The organism is Kriegella aquimaris, assembly GCF_900103215.1.
GTDB classification, from domain to species: Bacteria; Bacteroidota; Bacteroidia; order Flavobacteriales; family Flavobacteriaceae; genus Kriegella; species Kriegella aquimaris.
Genome location: NZ_FNGV01000001.1, coordinates 359,907 through 385,376 on the forward strand (window position 1 = coordinate 359,907; position 25,470 = coordinate 385,376).

Here is a 25,470-nt window from a genome sequence, read left to right on the forward strand (position 1 = left end):
CGCTAATTATCTCTCTTCTATAAATCTTCCTTCTTATTCTGCTTTCTAGACTTTTTTCCATTACATGCGATAAAACAAAATAAATTCACCAAAATCTGCATATAATTCTAAAAATATAAGCTAATTATACCGCTTTGTATATGGCGTATTAAGCTTCTATTTTCTTCCCAAAGAATAACCTTTTGTAACACTTAAGCTTTAGGTCAGCATACCGCCGTCAACATTTAAAACCTGACCTGTAACATAAGCGGACAGGTCGGATGCAAAGAAAAGACACGCATTAGCGATATCTTCAGGTGTGCCCCCTCTTTTCAAGGGAATAGCCTCTCGCCAACCTTGAACCGTTTTTTCATCTAATTTACCAGTCATTTCCGTTTCTATAAACCCAGGAGCAATAGCATTACAACGGATGTTTCTAGAACCTAATTCAAGCGCTACCGATTTAGTAAAACCTATCATTCCGGCTTTTGACGCCGCATAGTTTGTCTGTCCGGCGTTTCCTTTGACACCGACGACACTACTCATATTGATAATAGAGCCTTTACGTTGCTTTAAAAAAGTTCGCTGAACGGCTTTCGTCATATTAAAAATTGATTTAAGATTGATCTCGATTACGGTATCAAAATCTTCCTCAGACATACGCATCAGCAAATTGTCTTTTGTAATCCCGGCATTATTGATGAGCACATCGATTCCTCCAAAATCAGTCAAGATTTGGGCAACCAATTTTTCCGATTCAGAGAAGCTCGCGGCATTACTTTTATAAGCCTTTGCCTTAACCCCTTTTTTCGTCAAGTCCTTTTCCAATTCAAGGGCGGGTTTTTCACTTGAGCTATAGGTAAAAGCTACATTGGCGCCGTGGTCGGCAAATATTTCTGCTATACCTCTACCGATTCCCCTACTTGCTCCTGTGATGATTACATTCTTACCTTCTAAAAGTTTCATTCTATTTGTGATTTGCTTAGTCGTTTATCAAATATAAGTTTTGTTTCACATAAAGGCGAAAAAAAATCCCGCTATAGACGGGATTTATTCCTATAATATCTTTTCAGACATCGTATTTCTTAAAGGCGAATCAACCCATTACTTCTTTAACTTTCAAGCCTATTTCGGCCGGGGAATCCACAACATTGATTCCACATTCCCTCATTATACGTTTTTTCGCTTGAGCAGTATCATCACTACCACCAACAATGGCACCTGCATGACCCATAGTTCTACCCGCTGGAGCGGTTTCTCCGGCAATGAATCCTACAATCGGTTTTTTACTACCGCTTTCTTTATACCATTTTGCAGCATCGGCTTCCAATTGACCTCCAATTTCACCAATCATTACCACACATTCTGTCTCAGGATCATTTATCAATAATTCTACCGCTTCTTTGGTCGTAGTTCCAATAATTGGATCACCACCAATACCGATTGCCGTAGTTATGCCTAGCCCTTGGCGCACCACTTGATCAGCAGCTTCGTAGGTAAGTGTGCCTGATTTTGAAACGATTCCCACATTTCCTTTTTTGAATACAAAGCCCGGCATAATACCAACCTTTGCCTCCCCAGGGGTTATAACACCAGGGCAATTGGGGCCTACCAATCTGCAATCCCTATCTTTTATATAGGCAGCAGCCTTTACCATATCTGCTACAGGAATACCCTCTGTTATGGTAATAATCACTTTTATACCAGCATTCGCAGCTTCCATAATCGCATCTGCTGCAAAAGCGGGAGGTACAAATATAATTGAAGTATCGGCGCCAACTTTTTCTACAGCTTCCGCTACCGTATTAAATACAGGTCTGCCCAAATGTTCTTGTCCTCCTTTTCCAGGGGTTACACCACCAACAACATTGGTACCATATTCAATCATTTGTTCGGCATGAAAGGTACCTTCACTACCTGTAAAACCTTGGACAATTATTTTGGAGTTTTTGTTGACTAGAACGCTCATTTTATTTATTGTTTATTTATAACTGCACAAAAATATAGGTTTGCCTTGAATTCCGAAGCAATCTTTGCCTAATTTATTCATCCAATCTTTTTAAAATGAAAGGAATCTTCTTGATATATGCCAATTGCTTCAATTTTTCACGGGATTCTTCTATCGGTGTCCCAAAATAACTCTTCCCTCCGGGTACTGATTTTGTGACGCCCGTTTGCCCCATGATAACGGCCTTTTTTCCTATGGTGATACCACTATTAGTTCCCACTTGACCCCAGATGGTCACTTCATCTTCTATGATTACACAACCAGCAATACCAGTTTGCGATGCTATCAGACACTTTTCGCCAATAACCGTATCATGGCCCACATGTACCTGATTGTCTAACTTGGTCCCTTTTTTTATCGTAGTGTCTCCTGTTACTCCTTTATCTATGGAACACAACGCTCCAATTTCAACATTATCCTCCAACACGACCCTACCCCCCGATTTCAATTTATCAAAACCCTCTGGCCTATTCTTATAATAGAAAGCATCGGAGCCCAATACCGAACCCGAATGTATAATCACATTATCACCAATTACACAATTATCGTATATGGAAACATTGGAATGAATAAGGCAACCCCTACCAATTTTCACATTATTACCAATAAATGTATTTGGCTGAATGACTGTATCTTCACCTATTGTAGCTGAAGCAGAAATTAAACTATTTGACCTCTCAAAAGGTTTGAAAAATTGGGTCAATACATTAAAATCACGAAAGGGGTCGTCAGAAATTAGAAGTGCCTTTTTATCGGGGCAATCGACTTGTTTATTAATTAGAACTACGGTGGCCTTACTACGTAATGCCTTATCATAATACTTCGGATGATCGACAAAAACAATATCACCGGATTCTACCACATGAATTTCATTCATACCCAACACCGGAAAATCATCTTCACCTACATACTCGGAGCCAATAATCGTGGCTATTTGTTGTAACGTATGGGGATTTGGAAATTTCATAGCAAAGTCTGGGTTAGTAGTTCAGCATGGACAAATGACTAAAACAAAACTATTCTTTGACCCGCTCCATATAATTTCCTTTATCGGTATCAATCTTTATTTTATCACCTTCATTGATAAAAAGCGGGACATTAACTTCCGCACCTGTTTCAACCTTGGCCGGTTTTGTTGCATTTGTGGCCGTATTGCCCTTAACACCAGGTTCGGTATATGTGACTTCTAAAACTACACTCGCAGGCATGTCAACTGACAAAGGCATACTATCTTCGGTGTTGAATAATATGGTAACCACTTCCCCTTCTTTTAAAAGTTGCGGCGCATCCAATGAGCTTTCTTGCAAGGTAATTTGGTTATAATCATCGGTATTCATGAAATGGTAAGTGTCTCCTTCGGCATATAAAAATTGATATGAACGCGTTTCAACGCGGACATCTTCGATTTTATGCCCCGCTGAAAACGTATTGTCCAAAACCTTACCAGATGAAACACTTCTCAATTTTGTGCGCACAAAAGCAGGACCCTTTCCTGGTTTTACGTGTAGAAATTCGATAATTTTATAAATGTCGTTATTGTACCGAATGCACAATCCTTTTCTAATATCTGATGTTGATGCCATACTTAATTATTATTGCGTAAATATTTTGATATTCAGTAATTTAAAGTAAAAAGAATTAAAAATTACACTCTAGATTCTTTATTATAAAACTACCACTGAAATTATTTATTTGTTCTGAATTCGAATACTATATCTAGCTGTTACTGAAATATCCTTTCATGATGCCGCGTTGTGAGTCGCGAATAAACTGTAAAATCTCATCCCGCTCAGGTGTCGCCTCCATCTCGGCCTCAATAATCTGAACGGCTTGCGTATTGTTATAGTTCTTTTGGTAAAGAATACGATAAATGTTCTGAATTTCACGAATCTTTTCCGATTTATACCCTCTACGGCGCAATCCCACTGAGTTAATACCCACATATGATAAGGGCTCACGGGCCGCTTTTACAAAAGGTGGAACATCTTTACGAACCAAAGACCCCCCGGTAACAAAGGCATGTTGCCCAATTGCAACGAATTGATGCACTGCAACAAGGCCTGCAAGAATAACATTGTCACCAATGGTAACATGACCCGCTAAGGTCGAATTGTTCGAAAAAATACAATTATTACCCACAATACAATCATGAGCTATATGACAATAGGCCATAATAAGACAATTCTTGCCTATGACCGTTTTATTTCTATCAGAAGTTCCTTTGTGTATTGTAGCACACTCCCTTATGGTCGTATTATTACCAATATTTACCGTAGTTTCTTCCCCATTGTATTTTAAATCTTGGGGTGGCGCGGAAATTACGGCCCCGGGAAAAATATTACAATTTTTCCCTATTCTGGCACCTTCCATAATAGTAACGTTCGAACCGATCCAGGTACCATCACCGATAATAACATTATTATGAATGGTAGTAAAAGGCTCCACCACCACATTCTTCGCTATTTTTGCTCCTGGGTGTATGTAAGCAAGGGGTTGGTTCATATTATTTCTTTTTTGCGATTTGTGCCATAAGTTCCGCTTCGCAGACCAATTTATTATTTGCATAGGCATATGCCTGCATATGACAGATTCCCCTTCGTATCGGAGTAATAAGCGAACAATTAAAAATTAAGGTATCACCCGGCAAAACCTTTTGTTTAAATTTCACATTATCAATTTTCATGAAAAATGTCAAATAATTTTCGGGATCTGGTACCGTACTTAACACCAAAATACCTCCTGTCTGGGCCATGGCCTCTACCTGAAGAACCCCTGGCATCACTGGCGCCCCAGGGAAATGACCCACAAAAAATGGCTCGTTCATGGTTACGTTTTTCATACCCACCACATGCGTATCAGAAAGCTCTAAAATTCTATCAATCAAGAGAAAGGGAGGTCTATGGGGTAGCATCGCCATAATTTGGTGAATGTCCATCAATGGCTCCTTACTTAAATCATACTGTGGAATTTTATTTCTTTTTTCCAGTTTTATGATTTTTGATAATTTCTTTGCAAACTGCGTATTCACATAGTGTCCGGGCTTATTGGCAATGACTTTTCCGCGTATACGTGTACCGGTCAGTGCCAAATCACCAATAACATCCAATAACTTATGTCTTGCAGCCTCATTGGGGTGATGCAGTGTAAGATTATCAAGTATACCATTTGGTTTTACCGAAAGTTTTTTCTTGTTGAAAGCTTCCTCAAGCTTTTTCATAGTCTCTTCAGAAATCTCTTTATCTACATAGACAATGGCATTGTTCAAATCACCACCTTTAATGAGACCTTCTTCCAACAACATCTCCAACTCATGCAAAAAACTAAAAGTCCGGGCGTCTGCAATATCTTTTTTGAAATCGGACAGTCTCTCGAGAGTCGCGTTTTGTGTTCCTAAAATCTTAGTACCAAAATCGACCATGGCCGTAACCTGATAGCTATCTGATGGAATAACAGTGATTTCACTTCCAGTGGCCTCATCTTTGAAAGACATCACATCTTTTACCACGTATTCTTCGCGTTCTGCATCTTGTTCCACAATGCCGGCCTCTTCCAGAGCCTGTACAAAAAACTTCGATGAACCATCTAGAATTGGAGGTTCTGGAGAATCTAATTCAATAAGAACATTATCAATCTGGAGGCCAACCAACGCGGCCAAAACATGTTCAGATGTTTGAATCTTTACACCTCTCTTTTCTAAATTGGTCCCCCTTTGCGTGTTTACAACATAATTGGCATCTGCTTCGATAACAGGCTCACCCTCAAGGTCTACACGCTTAAATGCGTATCCAAAATTTTCTGCAGCGGGCACAAATTTGAGCGTAACATTTGCCCCCGTATGAAGGCCTACCCCTTTTAAAGTGACCTCTTTCTTGATTGTCCGTTGTTTATTACTTGTGTTGCTCTCCATGAGTTCCTTTATCCAATTGGTCAATTCTATTTATAATCTTTGGTAAATTTTTAAAGTGCACATATGATTTATTGTACTCCCCGTAATTCAGTGCCGGAGACCCTTGCAATACTTCATTATCCTTTACATTTCTTCCAATTCCCGATTGTGCTTGAATGCGTACGTTATCACCAATAACAATATGCCCCACAATACCTACTTGCCCCCCTATCATACACCGTTTTCCTATCTTGGTCGAACCTGCAATACCCGTTTGGGCGGCAATAACCGTGTTTTCCCCGATTTCAACGTTATGGGCTATTTGTATCTGATTGTCAAGTTTTACGCCCTTACGTAAAATTGTTGAGCCTAAGGTAGCCCTATCAATTGTAGTACCTGCACCTACATCGACATTATCTTCAAGAATTACATTACCCGTTTGGGGTACTTTACTAAACTCTCCATTTTTGTTGGGTGTAAAACCGAATCCGTCAGCGCCGATTACAACACCGCTATGCACAACACAGTTATTTCCAATAACGGTTTCAGAATATATTTTGGCCCCAGCAAAGATGACAACGTTGTCGCCTATGGAAACATTATCTCCAATATATGCATTGGGATATATCTTCACATTATCACCAATTCGTACTTTATTACCTAAATAGGAAAATGCTCCCAAATAAAAATTCGCCCCATACGTAACCGTCTCGGTTTTGAAAACAGGTTCTTCAATCCCCACTTTGTTGTTTTTCACTTCATTATAATACTCTAACAACTTAGAAAAGGATTTGTAGGCGTCATCGACCTTAATCAATGTGGTCTGTAGTTTTTGTTCAGGAATAAAATCTTTATTTACAATAGTAATGGACGCTTTGGTCGTGTAGATGTAAGAAGTGTACTTCGGGTTGGCCAAAAAAGTCAATGACCCCTTTTCGCCCTCTTCAATTTTAGCGAGTTTATGAACGGCTATCTCAGGATCTCCCTCTATCTCACCTTCCAAAATATCTGCAATCTGAACTGCTGTGAATACCATGGAGACAAATGTAAGAAAAATTGTTAATCAGAATCCTATTGAAAATACTTCTATAACATTCCGTTCTAAGTTTGTTGGCGGTATAAAATAGTTTTCTACCACTTATTTCCATGAACCACGCCCAGTTCAACGACTCGTTTTAATCAAAGATAATTTGTGACTTTGGATAACAAAAATAATACTTCGTCACAGTTTTCGATAAAGCTTTCAAATTCAAATGATCGGATGCCTTGGCCACATCGACTATCTTCCTATCTTTTTTTAGAATATTTATATTCTGCCTGTTTAGGTCGTAAGCCCTATTTTCTATAGACCCGGAAAAAACAAAATATTCGGTTTCGGTATCGGAAAGTCCGTACTTTTTCTTAAGATTTTTGAAATGCTTTTCTATTTTGACATTTTCAATAGGTTTGTTTTTTAGTTTAATATGAAGTAATCTGCGATTTATAAGCATCTTACACAATCGAGACAAAACAAAATCGTCGTGCGTTTGCCATTTCTTGATTGCGGCAAGTATATCGATATCGTCAAGTTGCGCAAATACATTCAAAACCTCTAGATTGAAATCATCTTTTCCAATAGAGTTTTTCAGAAAAAACAACAGTGATTCACCACAGTTGACATTCACGCCATCATTGGTAAGTTGCTTGGCGCGTTGCAATATTCTATTTAAAAGTTGTTCCCCTACGATTCCCGTTTTATGCAGATAAACTTGCCAATACATAAATCGTCTGGCCATTAAAAACTTCTCAACGGAATAAATCCCCTTCTCCTCAACAACAAGGTTGCCATCAATAACGTTCAACATCGTAATCAACCTATCGGCATTGATGTTTCCTTCTGCAACCCCAGTGTAGAAACTGTCACGTTTCAGATAATCTAAGCGATCCATATCCAATTGGCTAGACACCAATTGGTTCATAAATTTCTTTTGGTATTTACCTTGAAAAATTTCTATGGCCATCGTTAAACTTCCGTTAAACTTATCGTTCAAAGCTCTCATAAAAAGCAATGAAATGTGTTCATGACTTGTTCCTTCTACAATACTATGTTCCATTGCATGGGAAAACGGGCCATGCCCTATATCATGCAATAAAATTGCACACAACAAGGCCTGCGATTCTTCATCATTAATCTCAACTCCCTTAAAACGAAGTATTTGAATAGCTTTTTCCATCAAGTGCATACTCCCCAATGCATGATGAAACCTAGTGTGATGAGCGCCCGGATATACCAAATAAGAAAGTCCCATCTGGGAAATTCTACGTAGACGCTGAAAATAAGGATGCTCTATCAAGCTAAATATTAGAGGATCCGGAATACCAATAAATCCGTAAATTGGATCATTGAATATTTTTAGTTTTTTTGAATTTGTCAAAACCTGTTCTTAATTGGAGGGTAAATATAGGTACTAAATGAACAAGATAACAATACTTTGGGTCGATGATGAAATTGATCTTTTAAAACCACATATACTTTTTCTACAAGCTAAGAATTACGAAGTCGTTACCTGTCGAAGTGGTCAGGAAGCATTACAGGAGCTTGCCAGTACTCGGGCCGACATTGTCTTTTTAGATGAAAATATGCCTGGTATTTCTGGTCTTGAGACACTTAGCGAAATCAAAGCAATGGATTCTTCATTGCCCGTAGTCATGATTACGAAAAGTGAGGAGGAGTTTATTATGGAGGAGGCCATTGGGTCAAAAATTGCAGACTATTTGATAAAACCGGTCAATCCGAACCAAATTCTCCTATCGTTAAAGAAAAATTTAGATCACTCCCGCTTGGTTTCCGAAAAGACTACCGCCAACTACCAGCAAGAGTTTCGTAAGATTTCGATGGACCTTTCAATGGTAAATACTTTTAAAGAATGGGCAGACCTTTATAAAAAATTGATTTACTGGGAATTACGCCTTGAAGAAATTGAAGATTCAAGTATGTTTGAAATATTAGAATCTCAAAAATCAGAAGCCAATAATCAATTCGGAAAATTCATCGATAAAAATTATGAAGATTGGTTCGACAATACAGATTCCCCTGTAATGTCACACACCCTTTTTAAAGAATGGGTATACCCTGAACTTAAAGACTCGCCTACCCTCTTGGTAGTCATCGACAATCTACGCTATGATCAATGGTATGCCTTTGAAGACACTATAACCTCTTTTTATAAAAAAATAAAGGAAGACTCCTATTTCAGTATACTGCCTACTGCAACCCAATATGCCCGTAATTCCATTTTCTCAGGACTCACTCCCCTAGATATGGAGAAGAAATATCCACAATGGTGGAGAAACGATACCGATGAAGGGGGGAAAAATCTATATGAAGACAAATTTCTTGGAGAACAAATCAAACGTTTGGGTCTGGATCTGAAATGGGAATATCATAAAATAAGTAGCCTAAGACAAGGAAAGCAGTTATTGCAAAATTTTAAATCGCAAAAAGACAATGACCTCACAGTAATCGTCTATAACTTTGTTGACATGCTTTCGCACTCCAAGACAGAAATGGAGGTCATAAAAGAATTGGCCTCTAACGATAAAGCCTATCGATCTTTGACGCAAAGCTGGTTTAAAAACTCACCCCTTCTTGAAATTATTCAACAAGCACAAAACATGGGCTTTAAATTGATAATAACTACGGATCATGGTACAATCAATGTAAAGCAGCCCTCAAAAGTTATTGGAGACAAAGAAACAAGCTTGAACCTACGTTATAAAACGGGGCGCAGTCTTACCTATGAAAAGAAAGATGTATTTGAGGCAAAACACCCGGCGAAGATTCATTTGCCAAGTATTAATATGAGCAGTTCTTTTATTTTCGCAAAAAATGATTTGTTTTTTGCATACCCCAATAACTACAATCACTATGTGAGTTATTATAGAAATACCTATCAGCATGGAGGTGTTTCACTAGAAGAGATGATTATACCCTTTGTTGTACTTGAACCAAGGTAAATATGTTATAATGCATGGAAGTAACCTTTAAAGAACATGAAATTCAGGAAGTTGCTCGACAACTTATTGCACATACAAAATCTAAAGTACTTTGCTTTTATGGAGATATGGGGGCAGGGAAGACTACTTTGATAAAAGGTTTGGTCAAACAATTAGGAGGAGAAAATAATGCCAATAGCCCAACTTTTGGCATTGTAAATGAATACCAATCCAAGGCCGGAGCACTTTTGGCCTATCACTTTGATTTCTATAGATTGAACGACGAAACCGAAGCACTAGATTTAGGTCTGGAAGATTATTTAAACCAAAACGTTTGGGTTTTTATTGAATGGCCAGAAAAAATAAAATCTTTTCTTCCTGAAGATGCCACTAACATTTTTTTAGGAGTACTCGACCCCGAAACACGAAATCTGAAAGTCTTTGATTAAAAAGATCATCGCTCCGCAGCATCATTTCGTTATGTTTTTCTTAATCATTTAATTACTTCACGAAGCAAGAAATCGCCAAAATTTATCTTGTAACCTCATATTTACCACACACCTACTATCTCAGTACTCTTATGTTTATTGATGGATGTTTTTAATTAAAAATTTACACGAAATGCAATATTTCCGACAAAAACACCGTTTTATAGGTTGAAATGCATTATTTTTAACATCATGAGTGCTTATTTGAATTCTCATTGATTACATTTGCGTTATTCTAAACCATTTTTTTAACTAAAAACCCTCGTAAAATGAAAACCAAAAAAGTTCTATTCGCCGTTTTAGCTAGTGTATCATTATTGGCCGCTTCTTGTACTTCTGCATCCACTGCAGAAGAAGATAGCATATACCAAACACAAAGCATCGACAGAGACATTGCCAAAAGAAACATAAGAGCATAATATATATTTCACATAGAATTACTGTGATTAGGGCAGTACAAAATTTTTGTACTGCCCTTTCTATATAATAATATTTGTATTTTTGTGTTAGGTATATATGTCTAACAGAAATCGCATTAAGAAAAAATTGATAATTGAAGGGATATTCGCCCTTATAATTGCCATTTCTCCTATTTTATTCTACTCTTATAAATACCTCCCTGTAAATTCAGATAATACATGGTCTTTTCTTGGAATTACTTTCTCCAACAATGGCTATGATGATGTAACGGTAGCTTTTTACTTCTATTTAAGCAAATTAATTCCCTTGGCTCTATTGATTATCTGGTTTACAACTGCAAAAAATTGGTGGTACCACATCATTCTGATACCAATTTCAATGTATGCTTTTCAGCTTTACAGTGTTTTCAGTGAAGACGCAAGTAAAATTGATGAAAACGAAATATTATATTTAGTCGCGGTATGTATGGTCATCATACCAATCGTATATTTTATCAGGGTAAAGTTGGTTGATAGATATGTTCATGGTATTGACCTGGAGGCTATGGAGGCCGAATTAAAAATTTTAAAAGAAAAGCAGGGCCTAAATAGCACCCTTGATACAGCGGAAAAAAAAGAATTCGACGAGAACGAAAATCATAACGATACAGATCAAGATTCAAATCAGCCATTGCCGACCAAAAGCTTAAACAATTTTTTTCATCAGGTTCGGCATGCATTGCAAAGTTGGTTTTAATCTGGCTTAGTGCTGAAGCCCCCTCTCTTCAATTCCCAATTTAGCACCTACTTTTATCTTAAAATGTTGTAAATTTGGCACCAATCTTTTCCTTGGATTCCAGACTTACGCATATGAACCAACCCACTTCTCCTTTTAGCAAACAGCAATTACTGCCTCAAGAAGAAACTTTGGAAGTACTCAAGCAAAAAGGAGAACTTTTTATAGGCATCCCTAAAGAAAACCAGTATCAAGAAAAACGGGTATGTCTTACCCCAGATGCCATAAATGCCATTACAAGTAACGGACATCGAGTATTAATCGAATCAGGAGCCGGTGAAGGTGCCAATTACACCGACATTGAATATACCAACGCAGGTGCCGAAATCACTAGGGATACAAAGAAAGTTTTCGCATGCCCCCTACTCTTAAAAGTCGAGCCACCTACCCTTGCAGAAATCGCCATGCTAAACCCGCAATCAATTGTGATTTCGGCGCTTCAAATAAAAACTCAGTACAAGGAATATTTCGAGGAAATGGCTAAAAAGCGTATCACCGGTATCGCTTTTGAATATATTCGTGATGAAGATGGTAAATACCCAGCGGTTCGTTCATTAAGCGAAATTGCCGGGATTTCGTCAGTTCTCATCGCTTCAGAGATTATGGCTGCGACGAATAAAGGGAACGGCCTTATGTTCGGGAACATAAGCGGAGTACCACCCGTAGAAGTAGTAATCATTGGTGCTGGAACGGTCGGGGAATTTGCTTCAAGGTCCGCAATTGGCCTAGGTGCCAACATAAAAGTTTTTGATAATTCGATTACCAAGCTAAGAAACATTCAAACAAATCTTAAGCAGACCATTTACACTTCTACCATACAGCCAAAAAATTTACTTAAGGCCCTAAAACGTTGCGATGTAGCCATAGGAGCCGTACGAGGAGCCGATAGGTCACCCGTAGTTGTTTCGAGTACCATGGTCGAACATATGAAAAAAGGTGCGGTTATCATTGATGTCAGTATTGATATGGGGGGGTGCTTCGAAACCAGCGAAATTACCAGCCACAATAAACCAACAATCGAAAAATACGGAGTCATTCATTACGGGGTTCCCAACATTCCTTCTCGCTACCCAAAAACAGCCTCAATTTCCATAAGCAATATCTTTACTCCCTATCTTCTAAAGCTGGGAGAAGACGGAGGTCTTGAAAATTCGCTCCGCTTCGACAAGGGTCTTCGTAATGGCCTATATATGTACCACGGTATATTAACAAGTAAATCAGTGGGCGAATGGTTCGACTTACAATACAGTGACATCAATTTCCTTATTTTTTAATTTTATTATTTATGGAGTTTTTAAAGCGTTTGGGATTCTATATGATTGGCTTGTCCATAGGTATCGTTTTTTTGGCATTTTTTCTAAAAAAGAAATCTTCTGAAACCGGAACGGAGTTTTGCTACTTTCCAAATTGCAGAACTTTAAAGGATATCCGCTCGAAACCACTATCTTATTCTGAAGAAATCAACAGCATGCTTGAAACCAAAAAGTTAGATTCTCTCGACATCAATTTTCTTCTTACTCATGGGGATGTTGATTTTAGAAGAAGTGACACCAAATCAGGAGGATGTAAAACGTATTTTATCGAAGGGGAGATTAAAGGGAAAGATATGGTCTTAAAAGTCAAAAACTGTCCAAATAAAGCGCTCGCGGAACAAGTTCTAGCCGAATAAATGAAATACATCGGTGATACTGAAAACTAGCAACCGATTGTTTGCCAGCTAGTGTTCAATCACCATTATAGCAAGAGAAAATCCGCCAAATAACTAAATATTCCTTCTTTTTCGTTCCTTTTTCAACAACGACAATTCGCGACTGGTTTGCCCAGCTACCGAAGTATTTTCCTCAGCGCGCCGAATAAGATAAGGCATTACATCACGCACAGGGCCGAAAGGAAGATACTTTGCGACATTGTATTTTTTCGCGGCCAAATTGAAAGAGATGTGGTCGCTCATGCCATACAATTGACCAAACCAGATATGGGCATCATTGGGCGGCACACCCGCATCTCGCATCAGTTGCATTAGTTTATAACAGCTGTTTTCATTATGGGTTCCTGCAAAAATTGAAATGGTATCTAAATCGGTCAACATATATTCCACTGCTGCATCGAAATTATCATCTGTTGCTTTTTTAGAGGCGCATATCGGAGAGGGATACCCTTTCTCTTCGGCGCGTTCATTTTCTTTTTCCATATACGCACCACGAACGATTTTTATACCAATCTTAAAATTATCTTTTCGGGCAGTACTATGTAGTTTTTTTAAATAGTCCATACGATCCCAACGATACATTTGAAGTGTATTGAATACAATGGCCTTTTCCGTATTGTATTTACGCATCATTTTCTCTACCAATTGGTCAGCTGCGCTCTGCATCCAACTTTCTTCGGCATCTATTAATAGCGATACATCTAAATCGTAGGCTTTTTTACAAGTAACTTCGAACCGCCGTTCCACCCGCCCCCATTCCGCTGTTTCTTTTTCGGTCAAGGCGACACCTTTTCCTATTTTTTCAAACAGTTCAAAACGGCCATATCCCGTTGGTTTAAAGACCGCGAAAGGAATGGCATCTCTTTCCTTGGCAAAATCCAATACCCGTAAAACCGTGGCAAGGGCATTATCCAATGGATCCTCTTCATTACTTCCCTCAACAGAATAGTCAAGCACGGAGCACACTTGTTTTTCCCACATTTTATCTACGACGGTCATACAATCATTTTCATTGACTCCTCCACAAAAATGATCGAATACAGTGGCCCGAATAAGACCCTCTACGGGAAGCCTGGCCTTAATAGCGAAATTAGTGACCGCAGTACCCATTTTCACCAAAGGTTCATTAGATATCATTTTAAACAAAAAGTAAGCCCTTTCCAATTCAGAATCGGACTTCAGTTCAAATGCAATTTGAGTATCTTCGAATATGGGATTCATTTACTACGAAATTATAACCAATCAAAGATAATGACAGAAAATATATTCTTTTGACAAAAAATTACCTTTATTTTGCGGTTTTGAATTAAGATATTCCAGCACATGGAATGTACACATGAAATGATATTTTAATGGAATCGATCACCTCTGCCTCATACGCCGTTCATTTTAACCACAACGCATATGCTATTCTCGAACAGCATTTGACCGAAAAGAATTATTCTAAATTATTTATACTTGTAGACACGAACACTCGGCGCGACTGCCTTCCTGTTCTAATGTCGAGATTACAGGATAAATATGATTTTGAGGTCATCGAAATTGAACCAGGGGAAGAAAATAAGAACATCAGCACCTGTACTCACGTATGGGAAGCATTGTCAAACTTAGATGCTGATCGTAAGAGTCTACTCATCAATCTCGGCGGTGGTGTAGTCACCGACCTTGGGGGGTTTGTAGCCTCTACCTTTAAAAGAGGAATTGCCTTCATCAATATACCCACAACCCTACTCGCAATGGTCGATGCCTCGGTAGGTGGAAAAACGGGAGTAGACCTTGGCCCTTTAAAAAATCAAATCGGGGTAATAAATCAACCAGAGATGGTATTGGTAATATCCGAGTATTTAGAAACCTTGGAAAAACGACAATTGAACAGCGGCTTTGCCGAAATGCTAAAACACGGATTAATTCAAGACGCCGCTTATTGGAAATCCCTAAAACTGATTACAGATTTTGTTGACTTAGATCAACCAATTTATGATTCGGTCATTATAAAAAACAAAGTCGTACTACAAGACCCGACCGAGCAGGGACTCCGCAAAATATTGAACTACGGGCACACGCTGGGTCACGCCATAGAGTCTTACTTCTTGGAGAGTACCGAACACGAGACCTTACTTCACGGTGAGGCAATAGCTATTGGCATGATACTAGAAGCCTATTTGTCACTTCACCTGACCAATCTTTCCGAAGAAGCGCTGGAAGACATTACATCGACCTTTTTCAATCGCTATAAAAGGGTAAAGTTTTCACCTTCGGATATTCAAAATATCTTATCACTTCTAAAGTTTGATAAGAAAAATTCGCATGGCAATATTAATTTTGTGCTACTCCATACGATAGGAAAACCTGTGATTGACATAAAAATTCCAGAAAATTTATATCAACAGGCATTTACATACTACAATGAACTCTAAGTTCATGTACTAATATTCGGGTTTGACAACTCTTTGATTTCTTCAAAGAAAAATTTACATAGTTTAGTTTCATAATAACAAACCAACCTATTATGATTCGCAAACTTGTTGACTACAAAAAGCTTGACCACACATTGGCCGCCCTACTGATTGAAACTTATCCTTACGGTTATGGTGACGACGACATCATTACCTTTAGAAATGGCAGTGGTGAAATTGTCGAAGCCGTTGAACTTAAGACCGAAGACACTATTTACATGGTAAAAATCAGCAAGAGTCTGGCAAGTTTTATTTCGAATTTCGAGGAAAACATTGAAAAGGAACTAGAAGACAAGTCAGAAGACTCCGTTCTAGAAAAAGTGGATTCTCAGGAAGCAAGAAATGATTTCGGTTCAGATTTTGAGTCTGAGGAAGAAGGCGATTTTGAATAATTAACCCAGATATCGCTGCCGTATTATGTTTCTATGGTGTTTTTGATGTCCACAGATAACAAAGCCCAAAGCAGCCACGCTCCATTCTAAGTCACTTGCAGTACCTTTTAAATCTAAAACAGGTCGATCAAAGCTTGAGAATAAAGTAATCGTAGCATTTCTTACCGCTTTATACTCCTCGATAAGACTTTTTTTAGAACGGGAGTTGCAATCACTATTGACAACAAACAAATCTTGATCAAAACCTGGCAACGGGGTTTTATCACCCCTGGAAAAGCGCAAAGCCCTGTATTGAAAGACGCGTTCGGCATCTAAAATATGCAATAGCACCTCTGCTATACTCCATTTGCCTTCAGCATAAGCAAAATGGAAAGTAGCATCAGGTATACTCTCGATAAACTCCGGAAAATTCTTCAATTGGTTTTTTAGCATATCATCTAGGTCTACCTCACCCAAAACATCAATATAAGTCTTATAAAAAGGGATGGGGCTAGGAAGCTGAATTTCGGAAGTCTTCATGAAACTAAGATAAAAAAAATCCCAAAACAACTTATGCTTTGGGATTCATTTCGAACACTTAACTTGTGCTAATCTACAATTCGTTAAAAATAGTATGCATCAAGCGTTTTTTATCATTTATGCTTTCTTCCAATGAAATCATTGTCTCGGTTCTACTTATACCATCAATATCATCGATTTTAAAAATAATATTCTTTGCGTGAGTGGTATCCTTTGCCCTTATTTTACAAAAAATATTGAATTTTCCAGTAGTTATATGAGCTACGGTAACATTTGGAATTTGCTCCAGACGCTCCAAAACAAATTTCGTTTGATGTGTTTTCTCTAAATATATGCCCACGTAAGCAATGAATGCATAGCCCAACTTCACATAATCCAATGTAAGCGAAGACCCTTTTATGATACCGGCCTCTTCCATCTTTTTTACCCGAACATGAACGGTTCCCGCCGAAATTAAAAGTTTTTTTGCTATATCTGTAAAAGGAGTCCGGGTGTTGTCGATCAACATATCAAGAATTTGATGATCGATTTCGTCTAACTTAACTTTATTCATAATTAATGGTATATTTTGGACAAAAGTAAAAAATTAAGAAAATATATTCAACAAAACTTGCATTTTTTTAACAAAAATGTAAATTTCAAACGTTTTCGCTACAAAAAATACGCTGAATCAGGTATTTATATTATCCCAGTACGGTTGTTTTTTTAATTCAATCAAGTCTTCTTCGATTGTACAATCGTATGTTTTATGACCATGAAACCCTTTTAGGTTACCTATTTCGGCAACCTTAGGGACAAATTCAATTTCGCCGTTTCTTAGTGTCTCGACAAACAAAATACCCACATCCCTAACCTTTTCGGTTGATTTATCTACCTCTTGTACATTTTTAATCAAAACATCAAAAAACAGTTTATTATTTTCAGGGATGGTAAAATAATCTTTGCTATCAAAATTGGAAACTTGATCTAATGCCAACGTTTTTAACGCTGTTAACAAGGCATAAAAAATAAATTCCCTAGTTCTTTCCCGTTTATAATCCCCAGGATAATGACCCGCTTCAAAAAGCACTGTAGGCGTATTCAGCATTTGAAAGGCATCTCCAACGCAATTTTCGTTAAAAGCATCATCATAGCGCCCGACTTGACCGGGAATCAGTTTTTGCAGCACCTCGTTCATTGCCACAATGAGTTGCATACTAAGCTCACGGGAAGGTGATATGTTCCGTTCGATATTACTGGCAGGAGCTAAAAACGAGACCGTCGCCGGTTTAGAAGTAAACCCAACATTAAAAATGGTACGCTGACCATGTAGGTTAAGGCAAAAATCAGGCTTAAACTCATCGTATGTCTTTCGCAATACCTTGCTTTCAGGTTGACTTCGTTTTTGGGCGTCCCTATTTAAATCAATTGCGTTTGCATTGACTCGAGTATAAACCTCCGCACCATCGGGATTTAAAATAAAAATTATCTTTAGGGTACACTGCCCTAAGATATTTGAAATATCAGATTGGGCTTGTAATAAATTAATGATATCGAATAGCGCTTTGGTAGTTGTTGATTCATTACCGTGCATCTGAGACCACAGCAAAACTTTTGTAGTTCCCTTTCCCCAAGTAACACTTTTTATGGGGCGGCCCTCAACAGAATACCCTATGGTTTCCCTAATGAAATCGACAGGCAATTTTTCAAGAAATGATAATACCTCGGCATTGGTAACGTATCTACCCTGAACAGAATTTTCTTTGAATGTTGGGTAATCCACATGTGTATTCGGCATAGTTGACTGTTATTTCGCAACGGCAAAAATAAGACCTTATCCCATTACAATTGTAAACAATATAAATTACATATGTAAACAAAAAAACACATATAATTTGATGGATTGTATACATTTGTAAATAAATATTACGTGATTTTTAACATTTTATAAAATATTAATTTAACTTATTTATAATCAGTAGTTTAACCGTATTTGATTTAACCTAAAATTCAGCGAATAATAGTTGTAACCATTATCTCGACATAGTTTATGCAGTCGATTTTACCTATCTTTGGGTATTATTATATTACAATGGTAAACACTGAAGATTTTATCGGACGCTTAGACAAATTGTTGCGGTATTATAACCTCTCCGCCTCCTCTTTTGCCGACAAGGTCGGGGTTCAGCGGTCAAGCATCTCACACCTTCTCAGCGGTCGCAACAAGCCGAGTTTAGAGTTCGTTTTAAAAGTGATTAAAACATTTCCGGAAGTAAATCTTTATTGGCTATTAAACGGAAAAGGTGTTTTTCCTTCCGACAATAAAAAGGAACAACCTTCCCCCAAAAAACCCGATTTAAAAAATGAATTTCAAAAGACGGTTATCAAAAATGACGAAAAGTCGATTGAAAAAATAATTATTTTCTATTCTGACGGAAGTTTTAAAGCATACGAAGGACATTAGCTTTATATTTATTTATTTTGCACCATGACAAAAAAAATAATCTTGTATTCAATAACGCTGATTTTAATATGCTCATGCTACCAACCTCAAAGAGATTGTGAAAGCTTCAAAAAAGGTGAGTTTTCCTTTACCTCGGAAATCGACGGCAAGGAAATAACCACGACCTTTATGAGAAATGATACGATAGAAGTAGGTTACTTTAATGGAGTCTCAGACACCTCTAGCGTAAGATGGATAAACGACTGCGAGTATATTGTTAAGAAATTACACCCTAAGACCAAGTCGGAAGAACAATCAATTCACATGAAAATATTAACTACTACTGAAAATTCGTATACCTTCGAATACAACCTAGTCGGGAAAAGCCAAACCTCAAGAGGCACTGCCATAAAACTGGAATAAATATTTCATGAATTATAGAGAGAATGACGCTTTTTACATTTAATCTATTTGTACCGATAACATATCTTAAAAGTCTATAAATCAGTTATCAAAATAGAATATTTATTTTTTTGGCTTAGGATTTCTTTCTACCATTTCCAATAACTCTGAAATTAATATTTCCCCTGTACTTTCTCCGAGACTTGTTCTACTAATATATTGATAGGTATCAAAGCTATTGAAGTCTTCTTTGGTTAAAATGTAACCAAAGGCATCATTGGTCAATCCGAAAAGAAAAGCGTGTTCCGTAGGCATTTTACGTTTCAAATAGTAGCCAATATTCGGCAATGCCTCTCCAGGAATGGTCAAGACCTGTGCTGATCCTATATTTAAAAGATTGAGGGTTGTGCTAATCGAATCGGAATCACCTTGTCCTATTCCCAAAGGAGAATTTTGAAGAATATATTTCAACATGGCAGATTCTATTGGAAAGCTGACCGTGTTGGCAGAACAGTAAATATCTGGATTCTTCTGAATGGGTGCGTCCGAAATTATTCGAAGGGCTTCGTCTCCCAGTAGGTTCCCTATTCTTTGACATTCTTCCCAATTCCGAGCCTCTTCCCCACCATCCAACCGGTTATCCGCTGTAACCATTCCGCCCTGGGCCCCATTCATAAATACAGCCATACCCCCTGTCTTTTGCTCAATTCTATCGTACAAAGGAGTCACTAGGTCACCACTTAAAATTCCCTTATCATTACCGAGCACCTCTGGGTGTATTGCATAGTTCACCAAGGTTACAATAGGTTTTCCAGTATCATTAACCGCTTGAATCACCCCACATCTTGAATCGTACAATTTTGGAGCATAATAATTGTACGCTATTTTACCTTCCGCCTTTGCTACTGCTATTTTTAAATTTGCCGGCACTACTTTTCCAAAAGCTTCATTGACCGCCTCTGCTACCAAAACAACACATTTATCCAAATAACCCAAATCGGCCCCATGCCCTCCTTGCTCATTAGGAAAGGCATAGGCATCTGGAGCACTATGGGTATGCGTAGCACCGATAAGTATATTTTCTGGGGCAACACCCTTAATCAATGCTCTCGACCGATTACCTAAAGCGGCAGGCCAACCCAGATTATCGATGTTTACAATTGCTATTTTTTCATTCCCTTTTACCAAAACCATGGCGCGCACAAAAAGATCTCCTTTTTTCTCTTGAACCGGTTGCGGAGTTCCTACGCCACCAGAAACAGCTAATAAGGGTTCTGGAGTGATAATACGCTTGGCGGCACCAACCATTAACTGTTGTGCATGACCATTTATAAAAAATATAAAAAAGAACAGTCCAGAAAAAATAACGGACTTCTTAACGGCGCCGGAAAATGGATTGAATGCAATTCTCATAAATACAAAGTAAAAAAATCAAAAAATGTAAGAATATTAACATATTTAACAAAAATATTATTAAATAGTTAAATCAAGAGTTAAAATTTAATGCATATTTAACAAAATAACTGAAATACAACCATTTTATTAATGCTATTTTTGATAATATTCTGTTAACATTTAACATTATGCTTTGATAATGTTACGGACTCAACAACAAAAATTAAGTGTTTTCTCATTGTAAACTACATGATATGATTAAATCTAACCCATTAAAAGTACTGAGCAGTTTTCTCTGTTGTATGCTCATACTGACTTCCTGTGACTCGGACGATTCGTCCGGCGCTGATGAATTTCCATTATCCGCAGACATTTCTCATAGTGTAAAAGGGAAAAAGGTGGCTTTTCAAGGACTAACGCATAGTGCAAGTAGTTGGACCTGGGATTTTGGCGACGGTACGACCAGTAGTGAAAAAAATCCTGTTCACATCTATAGTGAAGCAGGATATTACACGGCGGTACTCACTGCTACCGATGCCAACGGAGCTTCTGTTACCGACGAAGTCAAACTTGCCTTGGATATCACGCCATACGTGCTGTTAACGGGTGGTGCAACGGCCACAAATGGTAAAACCTGGAAGATTTCAAGTGGCCATTCCGATAACGATTATTTTGCCAATTCAGACGCGGAACTTTCACCATTTGAAGGTGCACCGAATCCACTTCCTGCCGGTATTTTTGGCGCTGGCTTGGGAATGAGCGAGGTATATGAAGACGAATTCACTTTTCATTTTGATGGTAGCTATAGTCATGATCTAAAGGCCGACAATGCCGCATTTAGTGGATTGGTATTTCAGTTCGTCACAACTGGGGGTGCCGGAATAGTAAATGATGGCGGTGCCGATTTTGGCCTCTGTACAGGTCTTTACGAACCTGAGGCCGATGCGACGTTCACGTACGTTGAGAACGAAAATTTCACAACTTCATCGGTGTGGGGTGCTGGTGGTATGATTACATATGAAAACGTAAGTACATTAGATTTTTCAGGCACCGAATTCGTAGGCTTCTACGATTTTGAAAACAAGGTAATCATTCAAGATATTTCAGATAGCTCGATGCGTTTGGTAATGTTTGTAGCAGCATCTCCTGACGCAATAGGAATCAACACCAATGCAGTTGTATTGACATTTGAAGCTGTAGAATAGTTAGGCATCCTAAAAAAAATGATCAAAATAGATAACCAATTCAAAACAATTCTATGAACACATATATAAAGAAGACTTCATCCTTCGTCGCTTTGAATTTTGTACTATTTATGTGCAGCGCGATGGTTTTGGCCCAGACCAATGTATCTGGTACGGTTAGTTCGGCCGAAGATAATATGCCGTTACCTGGTGTCAGTATCATAATTAAAGGTACTACTACAGGGGTCACAACCGACTTTGACGGCAATTACACGATTAGCACCCCAAATGCCAATAGCGTCTTGATGTTTTCCTATATTGGATTTGAAACACAGGAAATTTCAGTAAATGGGAGAAACACGGTAAATGTAACCATGTCAGTAAGTGCTCAAGCATTGGATGAAGTTGTAGTTACAGCTTTGGGAATTAAGCGTAAAGACAAGTCCTTAGGGTATTCCGTGGAAAATGTAGCGGGGGAAGAACTGACCAGGGTCGCACAAGAAAACGTTTTGAATTCTTTGTCAGGAAAGGTTGCTGGTGTAACCCTGAACTCCACAGGTGGCACGGGTTCATCGGTAAGTATGGTCATAAGGGGAGCTATCTCTTTAAGTTCTGATAATCAGCCGCTCTTTGTTATCGATGGGGTTCCTGTTGTAAATTCACTTAATAACATTGGCGGCTTCGGTAGCGATAACCGCGTTGATTACGGAAATGCTATTTCAGATTTAGACCCCAACAGCATCGAAGATGTGAGCATATTAAAAGGACCAAGTGCGGCAGCGTTATATGGATCAAGAGCAGGTAATGGCGTAGTATTGATTACTACTAAAAAAGCTAGGGATAAAGAGAAAATGAAAGTTTCCTTTACCTCCAATACCGTCTTTGATGTTCCTTACAAATTTCTCGGACAACAAACACAGTTCGCCTCTGGATTGTTTTCATTTTCTCCAGCGTCTCAAGGAGGAAGTAATCTATTGCCACCGGTAGCATTATCGGGCGGCAACGGAGGACCTGAGCTAGACCAGGGATATTTCGCCGTGCAATGGAACGCTCCACTTGACGCCAATGGCGAACCTATTCCTACGGAACTAAAATCATATCCTAACAATGTAAAAGATTTTGTCCAAACAGGAATCACTTCCAGTAACAGCGTCACTGTTACCAATAGCACTGAGGCATTAAATTATCGCGTTGGAATCACCAATATGTCAAATACTGGTTTGGTTCCGAATTCCGATATTAATCGCAATAGTTTTTCACTCTCGGCATCATCCAATTTGGATAACAAATTCATCTTGAGCACCAATGTTAATGTCGTGCATAGCTATGCCGATAACCGACCTGCTTCTAACAGGGGAGCGAACCCCTTGCAATGGGCCTATTCCACCCCAGCCAATATAGATCTGACCCTTTTAAGGGATTATGATCTACCCGGCACTGAAGTTTTGACTTTGGCACCCGGATATAACAACCCCTATTTTTTGGCCTATGACGTCAACAATAGTTATTCTCGATTTAGGGTATTTGGGAATATGGCGCTGGACTGGAATATTTCAGAGTCATTTAAAATCAGGACCAGTTACAACTTGAATACCTTTAACCAGACCCAAGAAACTAAAATTGCGCCTGGGGGGTATGATAAGGAATTCAATAACGGGACTTATGGTATTTCCAAAACCGATGGAATGGAGACCAACATAGACATCTTGGCTACCTACACGAAAGACTTTGGAGATTTTGACTTATCGCTTTCCGGAGGCGGAAATTTGATGTACCAAAAAAATACAGGCCTCAGCAACTCGGCATTTTCAAGTGTCGGTCTTATTGTTCCCAATCTGTTTACTGTAAAAAACATCGCCCCCACTGCTTTAAACTATTCCAGCTTCAATAGTGAGAGAGGTATAAACAGTGTATACGCCCTAGGTAATTTCGGTTTCAAAGATATGTTGTATTTAGATGTTACGGCAAGAAACGACTGGTCAAGCACATTACCGATAGACAACCGTTCTTACTTTTATCCTTCGGCATCCTTAAGTTTTCTGGTAAGTGAAGTAGTCAATATTCCCAAAGTAGACCTTTTTAAACTACGAGGAGGTTGGGCAAGAGTTGGTAATGATACAAACCCATACCAATTAGGAGCCTATTACAATAACGCCGGAGTTTGGGGGAATGCCACTTTGTATACCGCCGGTGGGTTGAACACTCCTACTTTAGAGCCAGAGGAAGCAACTTCTCAAGAATTCGGTGTCGATTTGATGATGTTTAATAATAGGGTACGTTTTGAGGGCACCTACTATACGGTAGAAAATAAGAATCAAATTATTCGAGTACCGCTAGCCGGGTCTTCAGGCTATAATAGTGTTGGGATCAACGCAGGAATTTTGGAAAGTAAAGGTTGGGAATTTTCATTGGGCTTTACACCCATACGAAATGAAAATTGGAATTGGGATTTAAATTTTAATTTCACCACCAATGAATCAAAGATTTTAGAATTATATGAAGGTGTTGACTATATAGAATTCTGGAGTGATAATAAAAGTGTGTCCCGAGGTTATGTGGCAAATCCTGCCACGGGCGAAGATGGCCTAGTCGGCAATATTTACTCTCCAAAAATATTACGCGTTACAGACGCTAATTCTCCCTATTTTGGATATCCCTTGATTGGTGCTGGTGAAGATTCTGAATGGCTGGCTCAAGAAGAACGGGTAAAAGTAGGGAACTATAATCCTGATTTTGTAATGGGTTTACAATCGAGTTTCTCCTATAAGAATTTTTCTTTGAACATGACCTTCGACTGGCGTTCTGGCGGACAGTATATGTCGCAGACTTCAAGGTATATGGTAGAAGACGGTTATGGCCAACAACTTTTGGACAACTTGGTCGATCCGGGTATTACAGAAGCGGGGCCAGAACTTAAACAATGGGTTTTGGATCATGCAGATGAATTTCTTTTTGCGGAAAACTTTAAATCTGTTGGAGGAACTCCCGGAAATGGTGGGTTTCCCGAAGCTTTTAGCGGCACAGTCGTTTACGATGGTATCTTTAGCCCTGGTGTTGTAGGTAGCCACGATGAAAACGGAAACTTTATTCTAGACCACGAAAACCTAGGTAATGAGGGCACTACGTTTCTTCCGTTTTCAGTTGGTAATCCATGGGATTTCGGAACACCCCATATGTTCGATGCAGATTATATAAAGTTAAGGGAGATTTCTTTGGGTTATGATCTGCCTAGTAAGATTCTAGAAAGAACCGGGCTTGATAATGTTAGCTTGTCACTATATAGTAGAAATATTATGCTTTGGACCAAAGACTCGAACTTTGGTGTCGATCCAGAAAGGGCCTTTCAGGCTGAATCGGGAACAGACAATCGCGGAACGCAATTTAAGCAGGGTATCGAGCGCTACAATGTAGATCCATGGGTGATTCCTATAGGATTTAAAATTGGCATAACTTTTTAAAAAT

Annotated in this window: 25 protein-coding genes; 12 read left to right on the top strand and 13 right to left on the bottom strand. The window is 38.5% G+C overall.

Annotation, left to right across the window (positions count from 1 at the left end):
* Positions 1–198 precede the first annotated feature (198 nt).
* The 8 genes from fabG to BLS33_RS01620 form a co-directional block, all read right to left on the bottom strand.
* Entirely contained in the window at positions 199–945 is a 747-nt protein-coding gene (fabG, locus tag BLS33_RS01585; RefSeq protein WP_089884611.1) for a 3-oxoacyl-[acyl-carrier-protein] reductase, read from the bottom strand.
* A gap of 130 nt (positions 946–1,075) precedes the next feature.
* Positions 1,076–1,948, bottom strand: coding sequence for a succinate--CoA ligase subunit alpha (gene sucD / locus BLS33_RS01590; protein WP_089884613.1), 873 nt, complete (start codon positions 1,946–1,948; stop codon positions 1,076–1,078).
* 73 nt (positions 1,949–2,021) lie between these two features.
* Complete coding sequence (locus BLS33_RS01595) at positions 2,022–2,954, bottom strand: UDP-3-O-(3-hydroxymyristoyl)glucosamine N-acyltransferase (protein ID WP_089884615.1); 933 nt, start codon at positions 2,952–2,954, stop codon at positions 2,022–2,024.
* 49 nt (positions 2,955–3,003) lie between these two features.
* Positions 3,004–3,570: an elongation factor P gene (efp, locus tag BLS33_RS01600; RefSeq protein ID WP_089884617.1), complete on the bottom strand. Its 567-nt coding sequence runs from the start codon at positions 3,568–3,570 to the stop codon at positions 3,004–3,006.
* 133 nt (positions 3,571–3,703) lie between these two features.
* The gene (gene lpxA, locus BLS33_RS01605) at positions 3,704–4,489 is read right to left on the bottom strand and encodes an acyl-ACP--UDP-N-acetylglucosamine O-acyltransferase (protein ID WP_089884619.1); all 786 of its coding nucleotides are present in this window, start codon (positions 4,487–4,489) and stop codon (positions 3,704–3,706) included.
* Between the two features lies 1 nt (position 4,490).
* Positions 4,491–5,894: a bifunctional UDP-3-O-[3-hydroxymyristoyl] N-acetylglucosamine deacetylase/3-hydroxyacyl-ACP dehydratase gene (locus BLS33_RS01610; protein WP_089884621.1), complete on the bottom strand. Its 1,404-nt coding sequence runs from the start codon at positions 5,892–5,894 to the stop codon at positions 4,491–4,493.
* Positions 5,875–6,909 (bottom strand): UDP-3-O-(3-hydroxymyristoyl)glucosamine N-acyltransferase, encoded by a 1,035-nt coding sequence (gene lpxD, locus BLS33_RS01615; RefSeq protein WP_089884622.1) that lies wholly within the window; start codon positions 6,907–6,909, stop codon positions 5,875–5,877. Before lpxD ends, BLS33_RS01610 begins: the two co-directional genes overlap by 20 nt.
* A 139-nt stretch (positions 6,910–7,048) precedes the next feature.
* Positions 7,049–8,287 carry an HD domain-containing protein gene (locus tag BLS33_RS01620; protein WP_089884624.1) on the bottom strand — a complete coding sequence of 413 codons (1,239 nt, stop codon included), beginning with the start codon at positions 8,285–8,287 and terminating at the stop codon, positions 7,049–7,051.
* A 37-nt stretch (positions 8,288–8,324) separates the two neighbouring features.
* On the opposite strand from BLS33_RS01620, the gene porX reads away from it, so the two are divergent.
* The 6 genes from porX to BLS33_RS01645 all read left to right on the top strand — a co-directional run bounded on the left by porX (position 8,325) and on the right by BLS33_RS01645 (position 13,199).
* Positions 8,325–9,869, top strand: a complete 1,545-nt coding sequence (gene porX, locus BLS33_RS01625; RefSeq protein ID WP_089884626.1) for a T9SS response regulator signal transducer PorX — start codon at positions 8,325–8,327, stop codon at positions 9,867–9,869.
* A 14-nt stretch (positions 9,870–9,883) separates the two neighbouring features.
* Positions 9,884–10,297, top strand: coding sequence for a tRNA (adenosine(37)-N6)-threonylcarbamoyltransferase complex ATPase subunit type 1 TsaE (gene tsaE / locus BLS33_RS01630; RefSeq protein WP_089884627.1), 414 nt, complete (start codon positions 9,884–9,886; stop codon positions 10,295–10,297).
* A gap of 308 nt (positions 10,298–10,605) precedes the next feature.
* Positions 10,606–10,755 carry a hypothetical protein gene (locus tag BLS33_RS24740; RefSeq protein WP_176801298.1) on the top strand — a complete coding sequence of 50 codons (150 nt, stop codon included), beginning with the start codon at positions 10,606–10,608 and terminating at the stop codon, positions 10,753–10,755.
* 97 nt (positions 10,756–10,852) lie between these two features.
* Positions 10,853–11,491 (top strand): hypothetical protein, encoded by a 639-nt coding sequence (locus tag BLS33_RS01635; protein ID WP_176801299.1) that lies wholly within the window; start codon positions 10,853–10,855, stop codon positions 11,489–11,491.
* 113 nt (positions 11,492–11,604) lie between these two features.
* Positions 11,605–12,804 (top strand): alanine dehydrogenase, encoded by a 1,200-nt coding sequence (locus BLS33_RS01640; RefSeq protein WP_089884630.1) that lies wholly within the window; start codon positions 11,605–11,607, stop codon positions 12,802–12,804.
* Between the two features lie 11 nt (positions 12,805–12,815).
* Positions 12,816–13,199: a hypothetical protein gene (locus BLS33_RS01645; RefSeq protein ID WP_089884632.1), complete on the top strand. Its 384-nt coding sequence runs from the start codon at positions 12,816–12,818 to the stop codon at positions 13,197–13,199.
* Between the two features lie 93 nt (positions 13,200–13,292).
* On the opposite strand, the gene BLS33_RS01650 is transcribed toward BLS33_RS01645, so the two are convergent.
* On the bottom strand, positions 13,293–14,459 hold the full coding sequence (locus BLS33_RS01650; protein ID WP_089884634.1) for a proline dehydrogenase family protein: 1,167 nt from the start codon (positions 14,457–14,459) through the stop codon (positions 13,293–13,295).
* A gap of 131 nt (positions 14,460–14,590) precedes the next feature.
* Here BLS33_RS01650 and aroB point away from each other — a divergent pair, with 131 nt between their 5' ends.
* On the top strand, positions 14,591–15,655 hold the full coding sequence (gene aroB / locus BLS33_RS01655) for a 3-dehydroquinate synthase (protein WP_089884636.1): 1,065 nt from the start codon (positions 14,591–14,593) through the stop codon (positions 15,653–15,655).
* Positions 15,656–15,747: 92 nt separating this feature from the next.
* Complete coding sequence (locus BLS33_RS01660) at positions 15,748–16,086, top strand: hypothetical protein (protein WP_089884637.1); 339 nt, start codon at positions 15,748–15,750, stop codon at positions 16,084–16,086.
* On the opposite strand, the gene BLS33_RS01665 is transcribed toward BLS33_RS01660, so the two are convergent.
* The 3 genes from BLS33_RS01665 to BLS33_RS01675 all read right to left on the bottom strand — a co-directional run bounded on the left by BLS33_RS01665 (position 16,087) and on the right by BLS33_RS01675 (position 18,382).
* Positions 16,087–16,605, bottom strand: a complete 519-nt coding sequence (locus BLS33_RS01665; RefSeq protein ID WP_089884639.1) for a DinB family protein — start codon at positions 16,603–16,605, stop codon at positions 16,087–16,089.
* Between the two features lie 73 nt (positions 16,606–16,678).
* Positions 16,679–17,158, bottom strand: a complete 480-nt coding sequence (locus BLS33_RS01670; RefSeq protein ID WP_089884641.1) for an Lrp/AsnC family transcriptional regulator — start codon at positions 17,156–17,158, stop codon at positions 16,679–16,681.
* A gap of 117 nt (positions 17,159–17,275) precedes the next feature.
* Complete coding sequence (locus BLS33_RS01675; RefSeq protein ID WP_089884643.1) at positions 17,276–18,382, bottom strand: M14 family metallopeptidase; 1,107 nt, start codon at positions 18,380–18,382, stop codon at positions 17,276–17,278.
* A gap of 294 nt (positions 18,383–18,676) precedes the next feature.
* Between BLS33_RS01675 and BLS33_RS01680 the strand changes: the two genes are divergently transcribed.
* Together BLS33_RS01680 and BLS33_RS01685 are read left to right on the top strand one after the other, a co-directional pair.
* A complete protein-coding gene (locus BLS33_RS01680) occupies positions 18,677–19,048 on the top strand; it encodes a helix-turn-helix domain-containing protein (protein WP_089884645.1) in 372 nt (123 codons plus the stop codon).
* Between the two features lie 24 nt (positions 19,049–19,072).
* The gene (locus tag BLS33_RS01685; protein WP_089884647.1) at positions 19,073–19,450 is read left to right on the top strand and encodes a DNA topoisomerase IV; all 378 of its coding nucleotides are present in this window, start codon (positions 19,073–19,075) and stop codon (positions 19,448–19,450) included.
* A 102-nt stretch (positions 19,451–19,552) separates the two neighbouring features.
* Here the strand turns inward: BLS33_RS01685 and BLS33_RS25120 are convergent, their stop codons facing one another.
* Positions 19,553–20,842, bottom strand: coding sequence for a hypothetical protein (locus BLS33_RS25120; RefSeq protein WP_245731243.1), 1,290 nt, complete (start codon positions 20,840–20,842; stop codon positions 19,553–19,555).
* A 236-nt stretch (positions 20,843–21,078) separates the two neighbouring features.
* Here BLS33_RS25120 and BLS33_RS25275 point away from each other — a divergent pair, with 236 nt between their 5' ends.
* Positions 21,079–22,029, top strand: a complete 951-nt coding sequence (locus tag BLS33_RS25275) for a PKD domain-containing protein (RefSeq protein ID WP_089884649.1) — start codon at positions 21,079–21,081, stop codon at positions 22,027–22,029.
* Positions 22,030–22,082: 53 nt separating this feature from the next.
* Positions 22,083–25,466 (top strand): SusC/RagA family TonB-linked outer membrane protein, encoded by a 3,384-nt coding sequence (locus BLS33_RS01700; protein WP_089884651.1) that lies wholly within the window; start codon positions 22,083–22,085, stop codon positions 25,464–25,466.
* Positions 25,467–25,470 lie beyond the last annotated feature (4 nt).